This is a genomic window from Streptomyces sp. NBC_01451 (assembly GCF_036227485.1).
Taxonomy (GTDB): domain Bacteria; phylum Actinomycetota; class Actinomycetes; order Streptomycetales; family Streptomycetaceae; genus Streptomyces.
Genome location: NZ_CP109479.1, coordinates 6,893,291 through 6,914,442, shown reverse-complemented (window position 1 = coordinate 6,914,442; position 21,152 = coordinate 6,893,291). Strand labels below are relative to the sequence as shown.

Annotated in this window: 16 protein-coding genes; 7 read left to right on the top strand and 9 right to left on the bottom strand. The window is 70.7% G+C overall.

Translation table 11 applies throughout. From position 1 onward, the window contains the following. Window positions 1-30 precede the first annotated feature (30 nt). Both OG595_RS30340 and OG595_RS30335 read right to left on the bottom strand, forming a co-directional pair. Window positions 31-1,236, bottom strand: coding sequence for an IS30 family transposase (locus OG595_RS30340; RefSeq protein ID WP_329273683.1), 1,206 nt, complete (start codon window positions 1,234-1,236; stop codon window positions 31-33). Between the two features lie 76 nt (window positions 1,237-1,312). Then, entirely contained in the window at window positions 1,313-1,807 is a 495-nt protein-coding gene (locus tag OG595_RS30335) for a DUF3145 domain-containing protein (RefSeq protein WP_006374635.1), read from the bottom strand. A 271-nt stretch (window positions 1,808-2,078) separates the two neighbouring features. Between OG595_RS30335 and OG595_RS30330 the strand changes: the two genes are divergently transcribed. Together OG595_RS30330 and OG595_RS30325 are read left to right on the top strand one after the other, a co-directional pair. Beyond that, window positions 2,079-2,981 carry an SGNH/GDSL hydrolase family protein gene (locus OG595_RS30330; RefSeq protein ID WP_329277467.1) on the top strand — a complete coding sequence of 301 codons (903 nt, stop codon included), beginning with the start codon at window positions 2,079-2,081 and terminating at the stop codon, window positions 2,979-2,981. Between the two features lie 19 nt (window positions 2,982-3,000). Next, complete coding sequence (locus OG595_RS30325) at window positions 3,001-3,978, top strand: aldose epimerase family protein (protein ID WP_329283345.1); 978 nt, start codon at window positions 3,001-3,003, stop codon at window positions 3,976-3,978. Window positions 3,979-4,108: 130 nt separating this feature from the next. Here the strand turns inward: OG595_RS30325 and OG595_RS30320 are convergent, their stop codons facing one another. Further along, entirely contained in the window at window positions 4,109-6,577 is a 2,469-nt protein-coding gene (locus tag OG595_RS30320; protein ID WP_329277466.1) for a beta-glucosidase, read from the bottom strand. A gap of 138 nt (window positions 6,578-6,715) precedes the next feature. On the opposite strand from OG595_RS30320, the gene OG595_RS30315 reads away from it, so the two are divergent. After that, window positions 6,716-8,002: a pyroglutamyl-peptidase I family protein gene (locus OG595_RS30315; RefSeq protein WP_329277464.1), complete on the top strand. Its 1,287-nt coding sequence runs from the start codon at window positions 6,716-6,718 to the stop codon at window positions 8,000-8,002. Here the strand turns inward: OG595_RS30315 and OG595_RS30310 are convergent. Beyond that, complete coding sequence (locus OG595_RS30310; protein WP_329277462.1) at window positions 7,975-8,790, bottom strand: EI24 domain-containing protein; 816 nt, start codon at window positions 8,788-8,790, stop codon at window positions 7,975-7,977. The two genes, OG595_RS30315 and OG595_RS30310, sit on opposite strands and share 28 nt — an antisense overlap. Window positions 8,791-8,951: 161 nt before the next feature. On the opposite strand from OG595_RS30310, the gene OG595_RS30305 reads away from it, so the two are divergent. Together OG595_RS30305 and OG595_RS30300 are read left to right on the top strand one after the other, a co-directional pair. Next, complete coding sequence (locus OG595_RS30305; protein ID WP_329277460.1) at window positions 8,952-11,570, top strand: M14 family zinc carboxypeptidase; 2,619 nt, start codon at window positions 8,952-8,954, stop codon at window positions 11,568-11,570. Between the two features lie 8 nt (window positions 11,571-11,578). Next, entirely contained in the window at window positions 11,579-12,778 is a 1,200-nt protein-coding gene (locus OG595_RS30300; RefSeq protein WP_329283343.1) for a serine hydrolase domain-containing protein, read from the top strand. 119 nt (window positions 12,779-12,897) lie between these two features. Here the strand turns inward: OG595_RS30300 and OG595_RS30295 are convergent, their stop codons facing one another. Beyond that, the gene (locus OG595_RS30295) at window positions 12,898-13,926 is read right to left on the bottom strand and encodes an NADP-dependent oxidoreductase (protein WP_329277458.1); all 1,029 of its coding nucleotides are present in this window, start codon (window positions 13,924-13,926) and stop codon (window positions 12,898-12,900) included. A 112-nt stretch (window positions 13,927-14,038) separates the two neighbouring features. Between OG595_RS30295 and OG595_RS30290 the strand changes: the two genes are divergently transcribed. Together OG595_RS30290 and OG595_RS30285 are read left to right on the top strand one after the other, a co-directional pair. After that, the gene (locus OG595_RS30290; protein ID WP_329277456.1) at window positions 14,039-14,488 is read left to right on the top strand and encodes a MarR family winged helix-turn-helix transcriptional regulator; all 450 of its coding nucleotides are present in this window, start codon (window positions 14,039-14,041) and stop codon (window positions 14,486-14,488) included. A 213-nt stretch (window positions 14,489-14,701) separates the two neighbouring features. Further along, a complete protein-coding gene (locus OG595_RS30285; protein ID WP_443073371.1) occupies window positions 14,702-16,243 on the top strand; it encodes a subtype B tannase in 1,542 nt (513 codons plus the stop codon). A 184-nt stretch (window positions 16,244-16,427) separates the two neighbouring features. On the opposite strand, the gene OG595_RS30280 is transcribed toward OG595_RS30285, so the two are convergent. From OG595_RS30280 to OG595_RS30265, 4 genes are all read right to left on the bottom strand, one after another. Beyond that, window positions 16,428-17,285 carry an SCO2400 family protein gene (locus OG595_RS30280; protein WP_443073182.1) on the bottom strand — a complete coding sequence of 286 codons (858 nt, stop codon included), beginning with the start codon at window positions 17,283-17,285 and terminating at the stop codon, window positions 16,428-16,430. Between the two features lie 159 nt (window positions 17,286-17,444). Continuing rightward, complete coding sequence (yjfF, locus tag OG595_RS30275) at window positions 17,445-18,494, bottom strand: galactofuranose ABC transporter, permease protein YjfF (RefSeq protein ID WP_329277450.1); 1,050 nt, start codon at window positions 18,492-18,494, stop codon at window positions 17,445-17,447. Further along, window positions 18,494-19,615: an ABC transporter permease gene (locus tag OG595_RS30270; protein WP_329277448.1), complete on the bottom strand. Its 1,122-nt coding sequence runs from the start codon at window positions 19,613-19,615 to the stop codon at window positions 18,494-18,496. Before OG595_RS30270 ends, yjfF begins: the two co-directional genes overlap by 1 nt. Continuing rightward, complete coding sequence (locus OG595_RS30265; RefSeq protein ID WP_329277446.1) at window positions 19,612-21,150, bottom strand: sugar ABC transporter ATP-binding protein; 1,539 nt, start codon at window positions 21,148-21,150, stop codon at window positions 19,612-19,614. Before OG595_RS30265 ends, OG595_RS30270 begins: the two co-directional genes overlap by 4 nt. Between the last annotated feature and the right edge of the window lie 2 nt (window positions 21,151-21,152).

Below are 21,152 nucleotides of genomic sequence, written 5' to 3'. Positions count from 1 at the left end.
GAGGGGTCGTTGCAACACGTGGTCGGTTGATCAGGCCGCGAGCAGTTTATGCAGGCGCTCGGCTGGGGTTTCCCAGTCGAGTGTTTTGCGTGGGCGGCCGTTGAGCTCGGCGGCAACGGCGTCCAGGCGTTCGCGGGTGTGGACCGCAAGGTCGGTGCCTTTGGGGAAGTACTGCCGCAGCAGGCCGTTGGTGTTCTCGTTCGAACCGCGCTGCCAGGGGCTGGCCGGGTCGCAGAAGTAGACCGGGATGTCGGTGGCCAGGGTGAAGGAGGCGTGGGCGGCCATCTCGGAGCCCTGGTCCCAGGTCAGTGACCGCACCAGGTGGGCGGGCAGGGTCTGGGCGGTTTCGACCAGGGCGTCGCGGACATGTTCGGCGGTTCGGCCGTCGGGCAGGTGCAGCAGCATCACGTAGCGGGTGGCGCGCTCGACCAGCGTGCCGATGGCGGAGGCGCCGTCCTTGCCGATGATCAGGTCGCCTTCCCAGTGGCCGGGAACGGCCCGGTCCTCGGCTTCGGCGGGGCGTTCACTGATCATGACCATGGGGGTGGAGAACCGCGGCTGGCGCTGCTGGGGTTTGCGGCGGGTGCGGCCCGAGCGGAGGGCTTTGGCCAGTTCGCGGCGGAGTTCGCCGCGTCCTTGGACGTAGAGGGCCTGGTAGACCGTCTCGTGGACCACGTGCATCTCCGGCCGCCGGGGGAACTGTGCCCGCAGAGCCTGGCAGATCTGCTCCGGGCTCCACCGTATGTCCAGGTGGTTCTGGATGAAGTCCCGCAACTGCGGGTTCTGGCCGATCTTGCCGGTTTTGGGCCGGGGCCGGCGGGAGTCGGCGCGGGCCTGGGCGGCGAAGGGCCGGTACTGGCCGTTGCCGGGGTGCCGGTTGCGGCAGATCTCCCGGCTGATGGTGGACGGGCTGCGACCCAGCTCGGCGGCGATCGTGCGGACCGTGGCCTTCTCCCGCAGCCGGTCGGCGATGTGGATCCGGTCGGCCTCACGCAGATACCGGGACGGACCGGGAGACGGCGCCACCGCTTTGACCGGTGGCGCCGCCTTGTGCCTGCCCGACGGGTTGCGGCCGTTGCGCCACCGCTTGCCCGTCCGGATATTGATCCCGACGCGTCGGCAGGCTTCCAAGCTGCTCAGGCCCTGATCCATGAGCCGGAAGTATTCCTCCCGCTCACGGACCAGCTGCCTACGCCCTTGCGCCACCGTCCGCACCTTGCGGATCTCGAACTCCATCGCACCCCTTGAGCTGGGGTGTTGCGACGACTCCTAGAACCCAAGTGCCCTCGGTGGGGGCCTTCGCGTACGGAGATCACACCACCTGGTGCAGCCATCTCACCGGGGCACCCTCGCCCGCGTATCTGAACGGCTCCAGTTCGTCGTCCCAGGGTTTGCCCAGAAGCTTGGCCAGTTCGGCCTCCAGGTCCGTCTCGCCCCGCTGGGAACGGGTGAGGGCGGCGCGGAGGCGGTCCTCGGGGATGAGGATGTCGCCGTGGATGCCGGTGACGGCGTGGTAGATGCCGAGGTCGGGGGTGCAGCTATAGCGCTCGCCCTCGGCGGTGGCACAGGGTTCCGCGGTGACCTCGAAGCGGAGCAGCTGCCAGCCGCGCAGGGCCGACGCGAGCTTGGACGCGGTGCCGACCTGGCCCTTCCAGGAGAACTCGGAGCGCCAGGTGCCCGGTGCGGCGGGCTGGCGGATCCAGTCGAGGCTGACGCGTGTGCCGAGCACTCCGGCGACGGCCCACTCGACGTGCGGGCACAGCGCGCGCGGCGCGGAGTGCACGTACAGAACTCCACGTGTCGTCACTGCAACCTCCGGACAGAGCGGGACATCTTGCGGACTGGCTGAGCAGCGCCGACGGGCAGCCGCGTTGATGGCGAGGCTACCGTGCGACGGCGCAAGGAGTGTGACGTACCGTCGGTCCCGATGCCATGAAACGCCTGCCATTCACCCAGGGGGACGCTTGTACGGGTGTGCGACGTTGCGATGTCTGGTGCATTAGTTGTTTTCGGTTCGGGAACTGTCGTGCGTTGTTAAGGGCGAGAGCCATTGCACGCCGACCGAGGGGACCCGAAGGATGCGGAAACGAAGTCACCGTTCGCGGGCCGTCGTCGCCGTGGTGTCGGCGGCCCTGCTGGGCGTCGCCGGGTGTGACGCCGCCGGTGGCACGTCTCCGGCTCCGGACGGCACGCGGGCGCAGGCGAAGCCGTCCGCCACCCCGACGCCGGGCTGGGACACCGGCCCGGCTTCCATAGCCGCCGTTGGCGACTCCATCACGCGCGGTTTCGACGCCTGTTCGGTGCTGTCCGACTGCCCCGAGGCGTCCTGGGCGACCGGCAGCGACAAGGAAGTGAACAGTCTGGCCGTACGGCTGCTGGGGGCGTCCGGGGCTGCCTCGCGCAGCTGGAACTACGCGGTCAGCGGGTCCCGGATGGCCGGTCTGCCCGCCCAGATGACGCAGGCCGCCGCCCGGAAGCCGGCGCTGGTGACGGTCATGACGGGGGCCAACGACGCGTGCCGGGCGTCGGTGGCGGAGATGACGCCGGTGGCCGCCTTCCGGTCCTCGTTCGAGGAGGCGTTGCGGACCCTGCGTACGGCCGCGCCCAGGAGCCAGGTGTATGTGGCGAGCGTGCCGGATCTGAAGCGGCTCTGGTCGCAGGGGCGGACCAGTGCGACGGGCAAGGCGGTGTGGAAGCTGGGGATCTGTCAGTCGATGCTCGCCGACCCGGACGCCGTCGACGCGGCGGCGACCGCGCGGCGGGACGAGGTGCGGGCGCGGGTGGAGGCGTACAACTCGGCGCTGAAAGAGGTGTGCGCCACGGATCGGCTGTGCCGGTTCGACGGCGGCGCGGTCTTCGACTTCGACTTCGGCGTACGACAGCTGAGTCCCTGGGACTGGTTCCATCCGAGCCGCGACGGGCAGGCGCGGCTGGCCGAGTTGGCGTACCGCGGGGTCACCGGCGAGAAGGCGGTGACCTAGGGTTTTCCGCATGGCCCACATGAACGAACTCTTCGGCACACTTTCCGACGGCACCCCCGTCCACCGCTGGACGCTGGAGCGTTCCGGGGTCCGGGTGCGCGTGCTGTCGTACGGCGGGATCGTGCAGTCGGTCGAGGTTCCGGACCGGGCCGGGCGGCTCGTGGACGTGGTGCTGGGCTTCCCGGACCTGGACGGTTATCTGGCGCACCCGGAGCCGTACTTCGGCGCGCTGGTGGGTCGGTACGCGAACCGCATCGCGGGCGGCGCCTTCGCGCTGGACGGCCGGACGTACCGGCTCGCGCGCAACAACGCGCCCAACTGCCTGCACGGGGGCGTCCACGGTTTCGACAAGCGGGTGTGGGACGCGGAGCCGGTCGAGCACGGGGTGCGGCTGTCCCGGGTGAGCCCGGACGGCGAGGAGGGGTTCCCGGGGCGCCTGGAGCTGTCGGCGACGTACACGCTGGACGCGGCCGGGGCGCTGCGGATCGGGTACGAGGCGGTCACGGACGCGCCGACGGTGATCAACCTGACGAACCACACGTACTGGAACGTGGCGGGGCATGCCTCCGGCAGCGCGGCCGGGCACGCACTGCGCATCGACGCCTCGCGGTACACCCCGGTCGACGCGGACCTGATCCCGACGGGAGTCGAGCCGGTGGCGGGTACCCGCTTCGACTTCCGTGGGGAGCGGGAGGTGGGTGCCTGGTACGACCACAACTTCGTCCTCGACAAGGGGCGGACGGCTGACGCGGTCGCGGTCGCCGAGCTCCACGACCCGGCCTCGGGGCGGTTCCTGACCGTGGCGACGACGGAGCCCGGCCTTCAGCTCTACACCGCCGACCACTTGGGCGAGCCGTTCGGCCCCAGGCGCGGCATCGCCCTGGAGACGCAGCACTTCCCCGACTCGCCGAACCGGCCCGATTTCCCGAGCACGGAACTGCGGCCGGGTGACACGTTCCGCTCGGAGACGGTGTTCGGGTTCGGGGTACGGGACTGAGAGCGAGGTACGGGGTGCGGCGCGCGGCTTTTGGGGTGCGCGGTCCATTGCCCGCACCGGCCGCCGGCGAGCCCCGGTCCGGGGGTCAGGTCCCGGGCCGGGGCCGGCTGGTGGGGCGGACTGCCCTCGGTTAGACCGTAATCGGCGCGGTGAGCCTGCGGTCGGTGATCGAGCGACCCACCTGGATTTCGTACGAACCCTTCACAAAGGCCCAGGCGTCGGCGGACTCGTCCCAGATCTCGAAGGCGCGGCGCTGGAGTTCGAGGACCGCTTCCACCGTTTCGCCCGGCCCGGCCTCGATCCCGGCGAAGGCGGCGAGCCAGCGGGCCGGGCGGTCGGGGTCCGGAGCGACCGGTGCGAGGTACGCCTGGACGACCTCCCGGCCGGCGCGCGCACCCGAGTTGGTGACCCGGACGGTGACCGTCACGCCGTCCTCCCGGCTCGCCTCCGCCTCGGCCGTCCCGTACGTCCAGTCGGTGTAGCCGAGGCCGTGGCCGAAGGGGTACGAGGGTGTCCTGCCCTCCTTCTCCCAGGCGCGGTAGCCGATGAACACGCCCTCGCTGTAAGGGAGTTCGCCATCGGTCGGGGTCACCCGGGTGACCGGGGCGTCGGTGAGCGCGCCCCAGGTGGTGGGGAGCCGGCCGCCGGGTTCCCGGTCGCCGGTGAGTACGTCCGCCAGGGCCGCGCCGCCCTCCTGGCCGGGGAACCAGCTCAGCAGCACGGCGGCGACCTCGTCGCGCCAGGGCAGCTCCACCGGGGAGCCGGAGTTGACGACCACGACGGTGTTCGGGTTGGCGGCGGCGACGGCGCGCACCAGGTCGTCCTGGTGGCCCGGGAGCCGGAGGTCGGCGCGGTCGAAGCCCTCCGACTCGACGCGGTCGGTGGTGGCGACCACGACGACGGCGGTGTCCGCGGCGCGGGCGGCCTCGGCGGCCTCGGCGATCAGTTCGTCGGGGTCGCGCCGCGGTTCCTGGTGGCACAGGCTGAAGCCGACGGACTTCATCGCGGCGTCGGCGGGGAAGACGACGGCGTGGGTGAGGGACACCTCGACCGGTGTGTCCGCGGTGAGTCGGACCTCGGCGCGGGGCTCGGGGTCGCCGAAGAACGAGATGAAGGGGTCGTCGCTGTCGGTGGTCTGGACGTCGTCGTAGTACGTCGTGCCGTCGACGGTGAAGGTGAAGGCGCCGAGGCCCTTGATGCCGAAGGTGTGCGGGCCGGTGGCGCGCGGGGTGAAGGTGCCGGTGAGTTCGACGGTGTGGAGCCGGTCGTGGGTGACGCCGTCGGGGAGGTCCGCGCCCATCCAGTTGATCTGGCCGCTGGGCGCGGAACCGGTGCCGAGGACCGTGCCGGCGGTGTCGCGGCAGACGGCGCGCAGCGCGAACCCCTTGTCGGCGACGGCGAGTTCGGTGTTCGGGTCGGCGCCGACGGCGTAGGTCAGGGTGCCTTCGGGGAGGGCGGCGGTGAGGCCGTCGAGCGGGGAGACGACACGGGCCGGGAAGACGGTGGCGGAGCCGCCGCCGAGGACGCGGGCGTCGCGGGCGGCGGCGCCGATGAGGGCGACCGTTCGCCCTTCGGGCAGCGGGAGGGCGCCCTGGTTGCGGACCAGGACGAAGGAGCGGTGGGCGATCTCGCGGGCCAGGGCCTCCCCGTCGACCGGCGCGGGGAGGCCGGTGTCGGCGACGGCCGGTTCGGCGCCCGCCAGGATGCCGACGCGGGCGGCGAGGCGCAGCACGTTGCGTACGGCCCCGTCGAGGGTGGCCTCGGCCACGCGTCCGTCCCGTACGGCCCGGGCGAGGGGGGCTCCGTACACCGTCCTCGGGCCGGGCATGGCGACGTCGAGGCCGCCGTCGATGGCGCCGGTGGTCGAGCGGGCGGCCATCCAGTCGGAGACGTTGTAGCCGTCGAAGCCCCATTCGCCGCGCAGGACCTCGTTGACCAGGTAGCGGTGCTCACTCATCGTCGTGCCGTTGACCGTGTTGTAGGCGGTCATGATGCCCCAGGGGTGGGCGTTCTCGACGATGGCCTCGAAGGGGGCCAGGTAGAGCTCGCGCAGGGCGCGGGCGGAGACCTGGTTGTCCACGGTGAAGCGGTCGGTCTCGGCGTCGTTGGCGACGAAGTGCTTGACGGTGGTGGCGACGCCGCCGGACTGGACGCCGTTCACATAGCCGGCGCCGATCCGCCCGGTGAGGTACGGGTCCTCGCTGTACGCCTCGAAGTGCCGGCCGCCGAGCGGGGAGCGGTGCAGGTTGACGGTGGGCGCGAGGAGCACGTGGACGCCCTTGCGGCGGGCCTCCTGGGCCAGCAGAACGCCTGCCCTGTGGGCGAGTTCGGGGTCCCAGGTGGCGGCGAGGGCGGTCGGGGAGGGCAGCGCGACGGAAGGGTCGTCGGCGGTCCAGCGGGTACCGCGGACACCGATCGGGCCGTCGGACATGACCAGGGACCGCAGTCCGATCCCGGGCAGCTCGGGCAGCGACCACATGTCCTGCCCGGCCAGCAGCCGGGCCTTGTCGTCCAGGTCGAGCCTGCCGAGAGCAGCCTCGACGGCCGCCTCACGTGCCTTGTCGCTCGGTGCCTGCGATCCCTGCGGTGTCTCCGTCACGTGGGCGCCTCCTCGTCGAAGTGCATGAACGTCTCCCCGGCTCCCACTATGGCGTAGACCACTTCCGCCACGCGATACTGCGGCCGTCCGGCAGCACCCCACTGCTGTGTCCCCACGACGACGGAAGGCTGAACTCCCTTGGATTCCCCACGTGTTCGGATCGGCATACTCGGACTCGCACTGCTGGCGGGGCTCTCCGCGCCCGCCACGGCCTCGGCGGCGGACACCTCGGCCGCACCACCCACGGTCGAGGAGCGGCGGCTCGACGGGGCGGCGCCGCAGGAGATCCTCAGGCGTTCCGGGTTCGACGCCGTGGCCCCGGCGTTCGCCCGGGCGCTCGGCGGCGCGCGCTCGTACGCGCAGGCCCGCGGACTGGTCGTACGCCAGGGAGCGGCGCTGTGGCAGCGGGCCGTCGACCGGGCGCAGGGACGCGGGCCGGCCGATGGCGGATTGAGCCGGGACGACGACCGGCCGCTGTACTGGGCGCGGCTCGCCATGATTCGTGAACTGCGGCTTTGGGAGCCGTCGTTCGGGCTCAGTGACGCTCAACGGGCTTCGCTGTCGACCGAGTTGGAGCGGAACTCGCGCGGGCAGACGTCGGTCCGGTATCCGTGCGGCGGGGCGCTGAAGCGGGTGCTCGTCACCGGGTTCGATCCGTTCACGCTCGACCGGGACATACGGATCTCCAACCCGTCCGGTGCCACCGCGCTCGCCCTCGACGGCACGGTGATCGAGACCGCGGAGGGCCGGGTCAGGATCGAGACCGTCGTGTTCCCGGTGCGCTGGCAGGACTTCGCGGAGGGCACGGTGGAGCGGGCGCTGAAGCCGGTCCTGCCGAAGGTCGATCTGTTCGCCACCGTGAGTCAGGGGCGGGTCGGGCGGTTCGACGTGGAGCGGACCAACGGGGCCTGGCGGGGCGGCTTCCCGGACAACGAGAACATCGGCCGGACGGAGACCGTTCCGGTCGGCGACCCGGCCTCGCAGCCGCAGTGGACGTCGACGACCCTGCCCTACAAGGCGATTGTCGCCGCGAACACCGGGCGGTTCCCCGTGTACGACAACACGAGCGTGACCGAGATACCGGCCGGCGGCACCGATCCCGTCGTCCGGGCCGACGGGCCCACCGACGGGTCGACGGCTCGGGCCGGGGGCGGCGGGAACTACCTGTCCAACGAGATCGCCTACCGGGCGACCCTGTTGCGCGACCGGCTCGGTCTGGGCGCCACGCTGCCCGGCGGACATGTGCACACGCCGGTGCTTCAGTTCGGGACGGGCAACACCGACCCGGCGACCGGGGCCGTGACCGACCCCGAGTTCGTGCGGAACCGGCTGGACATCATCGCCCAGGTCCGGTCGATCCTGACCGTGGCGGTGGACGCCTCCGGTGACTCCGCCGGTCAGGAGGACGAGGCCGACGTCTCCTGATCGTCGGCGTCCTCGTCGTCCTCGGCGTCCGAGGACTCCCGGGTCTCCTCGCCGAGCAGGTCGCGGGCCATCATCGTGGCGCCCGCGACCGCGCCCGGCATCAGGAAGACGGCGACGAAGGGCACCACGAAGGCCAGGGCGAGCGGCGTGCCGAAGCCCCACACGAGCAGCCTGCGGGAGCGCAACAGGGCCAGGCGCTCACGGAGTTCGACCCTGCGGCGCTGGAGGGCGACGCCGGTCAGCTCCTCGGTGAGGAAGAAGCCGGTGACCATGAAGCCGAGCACGGGGACGACGGTCTGCCCGGCGACCGGGACGAAGCCGAGGGCGAAGAGGAGCAGGGCCCAGCACAGGGCCCGTACGAGGACCCGGAGGCTGTCGCGGGCCGAGATCCACAACTCCCTGAGCAGCGGCAGGCCCGACTCGGGGGCCGTGCCGTCGGGTGACACGTCCCGGTCGACCTTCTCGGAGAGGTTCTCGTAGAAGGGCTGGCCTATGAGGAGGGTCATCGCGGTGAAGGTGAGGACCGAGAGGAGCAGGGCGAGGGCGAAGAGGAGGGCGGTGAGGAAGCCGCGGAAGAGGCCGAGCCAGGGGCTCGGCCAGCCGTCGGCGAAGGGGGTGGCCCAGGCGGTGAGATCGGTGCCGTAGAGGGCGAGGGCGGTCAGGGCGGCGAGGTAGAGGACGAGCGTGAGGAGGCCGGGGAGCAGCCCGAATCCGTACTGCCTGCCGTGTCGGGCGACCCAGCGCTGGCCCTTCAGGAGGTAGCGGAAACCTGCCGCGAGATCGCTCATGGGGGAACTCTATCGGGGACCCTTCCGGCCCCCTCCGCATCCGCCGTCCGGGGCATCCGTGGCGCGGAGACCCTCTTGTTGGCGTTGAGTCGAGAGGGTACATCTCGCCGTACCGATCTCAGGAAGCACAGGACGTTCAGGAAGCATGGGAGAAGGTACGCGTGCGTCGCACAAGACCCGTTCCACCGAGCCCTGTTCTGCTCACCGTCCTCGCCGTCACCACGGCGGGTTCACTCCTGCTCACCCCCCACAGCGCCACCGCCGACCGCAGGCCCGTCACCCGTGAGGGGGTGGAGGGCGCCGGCACGGAGGCGGAGGCCGCGCGGTCCGCGGACGGCCCGCGCGCCGCGAGGACCCCCGCCGGGGCCGCCGTCCGCGCCCTCACCGCCCCCGTCACCGACCTCTCCGACAGGGGGCGCGGCTACCCCCGCGAGCAGACCCTGTCCCCCGACCCGGAGAACCCGGCGGACAGGTCCATCAAGCTGGGCCTGACCCCGTACCACGCCATCGCGCCGAAGCTGAACGCCCTCCAGAAGCTGGGCGACCGGGTGAGCGTCGAGGTCGCGGGCCGTTCCGCGGGCGGGCACCGGCTGTATCTCGTCACGGTCACCGCGCCGGAGAGCGCGGCGCAGACGCGCGCCCAGGAGGACATGCGCGAGCTGATCGAGAACGCGCCCTCGGCCGCCGCCAGGAGCCAGGCGGTGAAGCGGAGTTACAAGGCACCCGTCTTCGTCAACAACAACATCCACGGCAACGAGTGGGAGGGCACCGACGCCTCCCTGAAGCTCGTCGAGCGGCTCGCGACGGCCACCGACGCCGGGACGCGGGACCTGCTGGCGCACAGCCGGCTCTACTTCAACATCACCGCCAACCCGGACGGCCGTATCGCGGGCACCCGTGCCAACGCCAACGGGTTCGATCTGAACCGGGACTTCGTCACCTCCTCGCAGCCCGAGGGGCGGGCGATGCGGCAGATCGAGATCGACAAGCAGCCGACCGTGATGCTCGATCTGCACGGGTACGTCAACGGCACCCTCATCGAGCCCACCACTCCCCCGCACGGCGAGAACTACGAGTACGACCTCTTCCTGAAGAACACCTACGCCAACGCCCTCGGGATGGAGGCAGCGGTCAACGGCCTCGGCTACACGCCGGCGAAGGACGGCGTCGAGCCCGCCCAGATCCCGTTCCGTGACCAGGAGGAGGGCTGGGACGACTGGCCGCCGATCTTCACCCCGCAGTACGCGGCCTTCCACGGCACGGTCGCCGCGCACACCGTCGAGATCCCCATGACGGTCAACAACCGGGCCTACGACACCCTGCCGGTGGAGGAGCTGCGCCGCCGCAGCGCGATCAACGTCGCCGTGGCCGGCGCGGCCATCACGGCGACCCTCGACTACGTGCGGGAGCACCGGACTTCGCTCGTCGCCGACCAGATCGAGGTCTTCCGGCGCGGCGCTTCGGGGGCCGCGCAGGTGCCGGTGTCGGCGGCGACCGTCCCCGGGGTGCCGGGGATCGGGCCGGAGGACGTCTACACGACCGCCTTCCCCCGTGCGTACGTCATTCCGGCCGGCGCCACGGCCCAGCGCTCCGGGCCCGCCGCCGCCCGGCTGGTGGACCACCTGCTCGCCAACGACGTCCGGGTCACCCGCGCGAGCCATGCGTTCCGGCTCGGCGGACGGACGTACGCGAAGGGCTCGTACGTCGTCGACATGCGCCAGCCGAAGCGCGGGCTCGCGAACGTGCTGCTCGCCGACGGGCGGGACATCAGCGACAAGGTGTCGGTGATGTACGACATCTCGGGCTGGAGTCTCGGCCGGTTGTGGGGCGCGACCGTCCAACCGGTCGACGGGGTCAGCCTGTCGGGCGTTCCCCTGCGGGCGGTCACCGCTGCCGCGCGGGTCGGTTATGTCGCTCCGCAGGGGAGACTCCGGCTGCGGCTGGACGACCCGCGTGCGATCGCCGCCCTCAACTCCCTTCTCCGGGACGGGGTTTCGGTACAGCGGGCAGCGGACGGCAGTGCGATCGTCCCGGCGTCGGCGCGCGGGAGGGCGGTCGCGCTGGCCCGCAGGTACGACGTGGCCTTCGACGCGACGAAGGCGACCGGTACGGCGGCCCTGCGACGCACCCGGGTCGCCGCGGCCGTCACGCCCGGGGAGCTGTTCGCGCTGCGCGAGATGGACTTCGAGGTCACGCCGGTGTCGACGGCCGTCCTCAACGCCGGTTTCGACTGGTCGGCGGTGGATGTGCTGTTCGTGTCGCAGGGTGTGGCGTACGAGGGTCTGAATCCGGCCGCCCGTACGGCGCTCGACGCCTTCCTCGGCTCCCGGGGGCTGGTCGGCCGGGGTGCCGACGGAGCCGCGCTGAACTCCGCCGCCGGGCTGCTGGCCGTCAGGCCGGTCGAGGGCAACGGGGACGCCAACGGCGTTGTCCGGGTGGTGAATTCGGGCCGGAGCCCGGTCACCGGCGGGGCGCCGGACCACGGGTTCGTCTACGCGCCCGTCTGGTTCACGGACCTGGGACCCGGCGTGCGGGTCGACCAGTCGTACGCGGCGGGGAACCCTCTCGTCGCCGGGCACTGGCGGCCGTTGGCGGACGGGTCCGGGGGGCCGGCGGCAGCGGCGGGACAGGCGTCGGTGGTCAGCGGGCCGCACGCGGTGCTGTTCGGTACCGAGCCGCTGTTCCGGGACCATCCCAAGGGGGAGTTCGCGCAGGTGGCACGTGCTCTGCTGAGCGTGCCGACCGCGCCGACCGGTACGACGAGCAAGGAGAGCCGATGACACAGGGGATGACGCAGGAGACCACCGGGGCCGCAGGACGACTCGTCCGGGGCACGGTCGCCGAGGGCTTCGAGGCGGTGCGGGAGGAGTTCGCCGCCTTCGTCGCCGGTGAACTGCCGGACTATGAAGGCCAGTTGTGCGCGTATGTGCACGGCCGGCGGGTCGTCGACCTGTGGGCGGCCCCGGACTCCGGGCCGGACACCGAACCGGGCCCGGGGCCGGACAGCCTCTACGGCGTGTACTCGTCGACGAAGGGCGCCGCCCACCTCGTGGTCGCCCTGCTGGTCCAGGAGGGCACGCTGGAACTGGATCGCAAAGTCACCTACTACTGGCCGGAGTTCGCCGCCGAGGGCAAGGCCGCGCTGACCCTGCGCGACCTGCTCGCGCACCGGGCCGGTCTGGTCGGCGCGGACGCCGGTTTCACCCTGGAGGAGCTGGCCTGCGACCGGCTGATCGCCGAACGCCTCGCGGACCAGCGCCCGTTCTGGCGCCCGGGCACCGCCTTCGGCTACCACGCCCTGGTCATCGGCGCGTTGACCGGCGAGATCGTACGGCGCGCCACGGGCCGTACGCTCCAGGAGGTCCACGAGGAGCGGGTGCGCGCCCCTTACGGCCTCGACTTCCACCTGGGGCTGCCGGAGGCACTGGAGCCGCGCTTCCGTACCGTCCAGCCGATGCTGCCGACGCCGGAGGAACGGGAGTTGCTGGACTCGCTGCCCTCCGGACCGCACACGCTCGCGTCGGTCGCCTTCAACCGCAACGGGGTCGAGCCCACCGACATCGAATCGCTCCCCAACCACCGGGTGGTCCGCGCCAAGGGTCCGGCGTCCGTCGGCGGGGTGGCGTCGGCGCGTGGGCTGGCCGGGCTGTACGCGGCGGCGATCAGTGAGGTGGGCGAGCACGCGCCGCTGCTGAAGCCGGACACGGTGGCGGAGTTCGGCCAGTTCCACTCGGCCGGCTACGACCTGGTGGCCCGGACCCACAAGTCGTTCGGCCTGGGCTTCCAGAAGACCGCCGACGTCGCCTACCCGTTCCTGGGCGCGGGGACGATCGGTCACAGCGGCGCGGGCGGCTCCCAGGCCTTCGCCGACCCGCACAGCGGTCTGGCCTACGGCTACACCCGCCGCCGCTACGCCTTCCCGGGCGGAGCGGCGCCGGAGAACGAGCGGTTCGTACGGGCCGCGCACACAGCGGCGCTGCGCGGCTGACCCGTTCTCCCGTCCGGCGGCGGAGGCCGCACCCCACGTCCAGGGGTGCGGCCTCGGTCATACCGTCAGGAAGGCCGCGCAGACGGCCGTCAAGAAGGCCGTGCAGAAGGGCTGTCGGCTCAGAACTTGACGATCATCTTGCCGGTGTTGTCGCCGCGCAGCACCCCGAAGAACGCCTCCAGGTTGTTCTCGATGCCCTCGACGACCGTCTCGCGGTACTTGAGCTCGCCGGAGCGGACCCAGGCGCCGACCTCCTCGACGAACTGGGCCTGGAGGTCGTAGTGGTCGCCCACGAGGAGGCCCTCGATGCGGCCACGGGTGGCGATGAGGCGGGCGAGGTTCCTCGGGCCGGGGGCGGGCTCCGTGTTGTTGTAGACGGAGATCATGCCGCAGATGGCGATACGGCCGGCGTGCTTGAGGGAACCGATGGCCGCCTCCAGGTGGTCGCCGCCCACGTTGTCGAAGTACACGTCGATGCCGTCGGGAGCGGCCTCGCGCAGCTGCGAACCGACCGGCCCGTCCTTGTAGTTGAAGGCGGCGTCGAAGCCGTACTCCTCCACCAGCAGCTTGACCTTCTCGGCGGAGCCGGCGGAGCCGATGACCCGGGAGGCGCCCTTCAGCTTGGCGATCTGGCCGACCTGGCCGCCCACGGCACCGGCCGCGCCGGACACGAACACCACGTCGCCCTCCTTGAAGGAGGCGGTGCGCAGGAGGCCCGCGTAGGCGGTGAGGCCGGTCATGCCGAGAACACCGAGGTACGCGGACAGCGGCGCGGCCTCGGGGTCGACCTTGACGGCGTCCTTCGCGTTCACGGCCGCGTACTCGCGCCAGCCGAGGAAGTGCAGGACGTGGTCGCCGACGGACAGGCCCTCGGCGTTGGATTCGACGACCACGCCGACGGCCCCGCCCTGCATGACCTTGCCCAGCTCGAAGGGGGCGACGTACGACTTGGCGTCACTCATCCGGCCGCGCATGTAGGGGTCCACGGACACGTACAGGTTCCGCACCAGCACCTGGCCCTCGCGGGGCTGCGGGACCTCGGCCTCGACGAGGGCGAAGTCCTCGGCCTTGGGCACGCCGACCGGACGGCTGAGCAGGTGCCATTCGCGGTTGACGGCGGGGAGGGCGGGGGCGGGGGCGTCGGACATGAGGGGGGCCTTCCGGTGCGGCTCAGATGTTCAGGCTCACTTGTTTCACTACCTGAAACAATGATGCTCCTGAATATTTCATGATGTCAAGTAAAAGGGTAGTGTGGAGAGCATGGCCACACCGGAGAAGACCCGCCGCCGCGACCCCCTGACCCTGGAGGTCATCGACCTCATCGGCGCGGTCGTGGCCCGCTATCACGAGGAGTACGAGGAGGCGGCCACCCAGCACTCCCTCACCGGAGCACAGGCCCGCCTGCTGAGCCTGCTCTCGCTGGGGCCACTGCCGATGCGGCAGCTGGCACGGAAGCTGCGGTGCGAGCCGTCGAACGTCACCGGGATCGTGGACCGGCTGGAGTCCCGGGACCTGGTCGAGCGCCGCCCCGACCCCTCGGACCGCCGGGTGAAACTGGCCGCCTGCACGGACGAGGGACTCCGGGTCGCACGGAGCCTGCGCGACTCGCTGGACTTCGCCCGGGAGCCACTGGCCGGGCTGTCCGACGAGGAACGGGTGCTGTTGCGGGGCCTGTTGCTGCGGATGACGGAGGCGCGACCCCAGGCCTAGCCACCGGCACGGGCGCGGGACGGCTTTACGTTCCATGAGGGGCAGCTGTGCGTCGGTGATGAGTTCGACGAAATTGTTGACGATTTCGCCGCCACCAAAATACGTTCGCATGCGCAGACACCCCCCTCACGGACCCGAGGAGACATCGTGAAGCGCAGGACCGTAATCGGAGGACTCGGCGCGGCCGTCGCAGTCCCGGCGATCGCCACCTTCATGAGCAACGAGGCCATGGCGACCGGGACGTCCACGTCGTCGGCCTCCTCGTCGGGCGCGCTCGCCTTCGACAAGGACGCGTACACCGAGCTGACCACGACGATCACCACGGACGCCGGCGACAAGTCGGTGAAGTACCACTTCTACAAGGCGATCACGTACGTCACGAACCCGGTGGACGAGAAGTACCAGAGCCTGAACGTCAGCGTCCCCGTCGAGATCGACGGCACGGCGGTCGACGCGACCCGCGCGCCCATCCTGTTCGCCAACTCGGTGGGCGGATACATGCCGTCGTCGGTTGCGGACGCGACCGGAGTGGGCGGCGCCGAGATGACCGGCACGCCCGGAGGCGGCGCCCCCACGGCGTCCCCCTCCGCCTCGGCCTCGACCGGATCGGGCGAGGTGGAGTCCGGCGGCAACGCCCAGGTGGACGGCCAGGGCGAAATGGTGAGCAACGCCAAACTGGGACTGGCCGCGGGATACGTGGTCGTGGAACCGGGGGCACGCGGCCGTACGCTCGTCGACTCGTCCGGCACCTACTACGGCACCGCGCCCGCCGCGATCGTCGACCTCAAGGCCGCCGTACGCTACGTCCGCTTCAACAAGGGCCGCATCCCGGGCAACACCGACCGGATCGTCTCCTCCGGCACGAGCGCAGGCGGCGCTCTGTCCGCACTGCTCGGGGCGTCCGGCGACAGCCCGCTGTACGCCAAGTACCTGAAGGCGCTGGGCGCGGCGGACGCGAGCGACGCGATCTTCGCCAGCGGCGACTGGTGCCCGATCACCGACCTCGAACACGCGGACATGGCGTACGAGTGGAACTGGGGCGCCAACAAGCTGAGTTCGGGTTCGCTGGTGGACCAGACGGTGTCGAAGGAACTGAGCACGGCGTTCACCGAGTACCAGGCGTCGCTCAAGCTCCGGGCACGGGGGTTCGGCGCGCTGACGGCACGCAACCTGGACGACTACCTGCTGCGGACCTTCCTCCAGCCGGCCGCCACCAAGTACCTCAAGTCCCTTTCGGAGACGGCGCGTTCGACATATCTGGCGGCGAACACCTTCATTACGTGGTCCGGCGGGAAGGCCACCTTCACGTGGGCCGACTTCCTGACGCATGTGGGGGCACGGAAGAAGGACACGCCGGCGTTCGACGCGTTCGACCTGTCCTCGGGCGAGAACAACCTCTTCGGGACGGGGACGACGAAGGCCCGCCACTTCACGCTGTACAGCCTGCGGCACGAGGGCAGCAGCAGTGCGCGACTGGACAGCGACCTGCCCGAGAAGCTGACGCTGATGAACCCGATGCCGTTCCTTGCGAAGCGGAATCCGTCGCGGGCGAAGCACTGGTGGATCCGGGTCGGCACGAAGGACAGCGACACGTCGCTGTCGGTGGTGGGCAACCTCGCGGCGAGCCTTGAGGGGCTGGGCGACGACGTGAACGCGGCCATGTACTGGGACTCGGGGCACGGGGCGAACGACGACGCGGCGGACTTCATCACGTGGATCGCGAAGGTGACGGGGTACAGGACCAAGTCCGAGTAGCCCACCGCCCGTCCCGCGAGGACGCGGCACCGGTTCTTCCCGTCCCGGTGTCCGCGGTCGTGGTGCCGAGCCCCTTCTCTGTCAGGCTCGGCACCACGGCCTTCATCACGGTCCCCCGGCGCCCCTGCCCCTGCCCCTGCCCCTGCCCCTGCCCCTGCCCCTGCCCCTGCCCCTGACGACAGACCTAGCCGCACCCCAGGAGAATGTCCACGCACGTGTCCGAGGGGGACGGTTCCGGAGTCGGGTCCGCCGTCGTCCCGTCCGGGGACGGGGTCGTCGAGTCAGTCGGGGTGGTCGAGGACTCGGCCCTGGTCGGCTCGGGCGCCGTGACGTCCGGTGCCGGCTGCGGGCCCGTGCTTCTGCTCGACGAGGCCGAGGGGGACGGCGATCCCGTGCCCTCCGGCGCGGACCGTGACGTCGATGTGTCCGCGGACGCCGAGTCCGGCGCCTGGCTGTCGGCCGAGGCCGACTCCTCGGACCCGGGGGACTCCGTGTCGTCGGCCTCCGCCTTCGCCTTGCCGTCCGACGCCTCGCCGGTCACCGTCGCGGGCTCCGGGGTCGACCCCGGAGCGTCCGTACCCAGCTCGGCAAGGCTCAGTCCGCCCGCCGCGAGCACGAACCCCGCGAGGACGAACAGCGTCCGCCGCCGTCGCCGTCGATGCGCTGCGGCTTTGCGGTCGCGCCTGCTGGCGCCGACCCGGCCGGTGCCCTCCACGCCCTCCGAGCCCTCGACGCCCTCGGTGTCCTGGGCGTCGTGTGCGCCCTGGGCGTCTTCGGCGTCCTGGGCTTCCTCGGTGTCCTGAGCCATGGCCCGCGTACGGCCGCGGCCACGGCCACGAGCACGGCCGCGTCCGCGGTTCCGGGCAGCCGCCCGCCCAAGGGGGCGCGGCTCATCCGAACCGTCCTCGTCCGCCTCAGCCCCCGCTTCCGAGCGCACGCGGTCCTCCTCCCCGTGGGTGCGGAGGGGTTCGTCCGACGCGCCGCACTCCGGGCAGGCAAGTGCCTTGTCGAGGTGCCGTTGGCAGGTGTGGCAGTAGTCCATGACGCGCGAAGAGTAGGTTCCGCACAGGGACCATTCCTAGAGACTCCTGTGAAGGTTCTGTGCAGAACCGCTCTTTCGGGTTTGGCCGGTCGAGGTCAAGCCCGACCATTACACGTCATCTCCTGACACGCCGTTCCGGCACGAACGTCCCTTCGCGGCTCAGGTTTTCTTACGGGCCGTCATGGCCCGCTGGATCAGGATGAACGCGCACAGCAGCACACCGGTGGCGATCTTCGTCCACCAGGAGCTGAGCGTGCCCTCGAACTGGATGATGCTCTTGATCAGGCCCAGGACGAGGACGCCGAACAGGGTGCCCAGGACATAGCCCGAGCCGCCCGTCAGCAGCGTGCCGCCGATGACGACCGCGGCGATCGCGTCGAGCTCCATGCCGGTCGCGTGCAGCGGGTCGCCGGACTGGATGTACAGGGTGAAGAGCAGACCCGCCAGGGCGGAGCAGAAACCGCTCACCGTGTACACCGCGATCTTGGTGCCGCCCTGCGGGAGGCCCATCAGCATGGCCGAGTGCTCGTTGCCGCCGATGGCGTACACCCGGCGGCCGAAGCGGGTGTAATGCAGGACGTAGAAGGCGACGGCCAGCACCACCAGCGCGATGATCGCGCCGATCGACAGGAAGCCCACGCCCAGTTGTGCCTGCGCCTGCGCCATGCTGCTCACCGAGGAGTCGTCGATGGCGATCGACTCCTTGCTGATGACCAGGCACAGGCCCCGGAAGAGGAAGAGGCCGGCGAGGGTCACGATGAAGGGCTGGATCTCGAAGTTGTGGATCACATAGCCCATCAGGAAGCCGCCGAAGGCTCCCACGCCCAGCGCGATGGGGATGACGACCACGATGGGCAGCCCCTGCTTCTCGACCAGCCAGGCCGTGAGCATGGTCGTGAAACCGATCACGGACCCCACGGAGAGGTCGATGCCGCCCGAGAGGATGACGAAGGTGGCGCCCACCGCGGCGACCAGCAGGTAGCCGTTGTCGATGAACAGGTTGAGGAAGACCTGCGGTTCGCCGAAACCGAAGTTCTGGTAGCGGCCGAGGCCAACGAGGTACATCACGAGGAAGAGCGTGGCGGTCACCACGACGGGCAGCCGCCGGTCGCCGAGCAGCCGAGCGGCCTTCGACGCCGTCGACCCGTTGGTGCCCGTGGTCGTCTTACGGCTGTTCTGGGCCTGGGGGGGCTGGGCGGTCGTGCTCATCACGACACCTCCATCTTCGGGGCTGCCGCGGTCGTGGGGGCGGTGTCCGCCGGGGTGGCGGCCGAGGTGCCGCCGCCCTTCGCGCCGGACCCGGAGCCGAACTTCCCGCCGAACTTCCCGCCGAAGACCTTGGTGCGGAACTTCGGGGACTGGAGCAGGCAGACCACGATGACGACGGCCGCCTTGAAGACCAGGTTGGTCTGGGTCGGCACACCGATGGTGTAGATCGTGGTGGTCAGGGTCTGGATGACGAGGGCGCCCACCACCGTGCCGCCGATGGAGAACCGGCCGCCCAGGAGTGAGGTGCCGCCGATCACCACGGCGAGGATCGCGTCGAGTTCGATCCACAGGCCGGCGTTGTTGCCGTCCGCGGCGGAGGTGTTGGAGCTGATCATCAGGCCCGCGATGCCGGCGCACAGGGCGCAGAACACGTACACCATGATCTTGATGCGCAGGGACCTGATGCCGACCAGACGGCTGGCCTCGGCGTTGCCGCCGACCGACTCGACGAGCAGGCCGAGGGCGGTGCGGCGGGTCAGGGCCACGGTGACGGCCACGACCGCGGCCACCACGAAGATGGAGAAGGGCAGCGTCAGCCAGTAGCCGCCGCCGATCAGCTTGTACGGCTCGCTGTTGATCGTGATGATCTGGCCGTCGGTGATCAGCTGGGCGACGCCTCGGCCCGCGACCATGATGATGAGGGTCGCGATGATCGGCTGGATGCCCATCCGGGCCACCAGGAAGCCGTTCCACAGACCGCACACGACCGCTGCCACCAGGCCGATGCCCATGGCCAGGAAGACTCCGGACAGGGAGTCCTGGTCGGCCTGGTCACTGATGTACGAGCAGGTCAGGGCGCCGGTGATGGCGACGACCGCGCCCACGGAGAGGTCGATGCCGCCGGTCGCGATGACCAGGGTCATGCCGACCGCCACCAGGATGAGCGGCGAGCCGAACAGCACGATCGAGACGAGGCTGCCGTAGAGGTGGCCGTCCGTCATCTTGATCGAGAAGAAGCCGGGGGTGAAGGGAACGTTGATCAGCAGCAGGACGATGAGCACGGCCACCGGCCAGAACAGGTGATGCTGCGTCAGCGCCCGCCAACGGGGAGTGGTGGTCACTGGTGCTCTCCGCTCGCGATGGTCTCCAGGATCCGGGTGGGGGTGATCTCGGGCCCGTTGGCGATCTGGGCGACCAGCTTGCGGTCGCGCAGTACGCCGATGGTGTGGCTGAGCCGGAGCACCTCCTCCAGTTCGGCCGCGATGTACAGCACGGACATGCCTTCCTCGGAGAGAGAGACCACGAGTTTCTGGATCTCCGCCTTCGCGCCGACGTCGATGCCACGCGTCGGTTCGTCCAGGATCAGCAGTTTCGGCTGGGTGATGAGCCAGCGGGCGAGCAGCACCTTCTGCTGGTTGCCACCGCTGAGCCGGCCGACCCGGGCCTCCGGGTTGGCGGGGCGGATGTCCAGAGCCTTGATGTACTTGGCGACGAGCTCGTCACGCTGGGCGGCCGGGATGGGCCGGGTCCAGCCGCGGGCCGCCTGGAGGGCCAGGATGATGTTCTCCCGTACCGTCAGGTCGGGTACCAGGCCCTCGGTCTTGCGGTTCTCGGAGCAGAACGCGACCCCGGCGCCGATGGCGGCGTTCGGGGCGCTCATCGAGACCTGCTTGCCGTTGATGGTGACCTTGCCGCTGTCGGGCTGGTCGGCGCCGAAGAGCAGCCGGGCGAGTTCGGTGCGGCCGGAGCCGAGGAGACCGGCCAGGCCCACGACCTCGCCCTTCTTGATCTCCAGGTCGAAGGGGGCGACTCCGCCCGTCCTGCCGACGCCTTCCGCGTGGAGCAGCGTCTCGCCGACCTCGGCGTGCAGCTGGTGCTCGTGGAGCCCCTCCAGCTGGTCCATGGCCTTGCCGATCATGAGCTGGATCAGCCCGACCTGGTCGAGCTCGCTGACCAGGTGCTCGCCGACGAGGGTGCCGTTGCGCAGGACGGTCATGCGGTCGCAGATCTCGTAGATCTGGTCGAGGAAGTGCGAGACGAACAGGATCGCGACGCCCTCGTCCCTCAACTGCCGCATCAGGCGGAACAGTTCGAGGACCTCGTCGCGGTCGAGGCTGGACGTCGGCTCGTCCAGGACCAGCACCTTGGTGCCGGTTCCGGCGCCGTCGCTGTCGCCGGTGCCCACCGCCCGTACGATCGCGACCAGTTGCTGCACGGCCAGCGGGTACGAGGACAGGGGCGCGGTGACGTCGAGGTCGAGGCCGAGCCGGTCGACCAGTTCCGCCGCGTCCTTGCGCATGCGCGACCACTGGATCTGGCCGAAGCGGATGGGTTCCCGTCCGATGAAGATGTTCTCCGCCACCGACAGGTTGGGGCAGAGGTTCACCTCCTGGTAGACGGTGCTGATGCCGGCCTGCTGTGCCTGGAACGGGCTGTCGATCCGCACGGGCCGGCCATCGAGGGTGATCTTGCCGTCGTCGAGCGGGTAGACGCCGGTCAGCACCTTGATGAGGGTGGACTTACCGGCTCCGTTCTCGCCCATCAGGGCGTGTATCTCGCCGGGGAAGAGCCGGAAGTCGACACCCGACAGAGCCCGTACCCCCGGAAACTCCTTGACTATGCCCGTCATTTCCAGGACGGGCCGCGGCTCTGCCATGG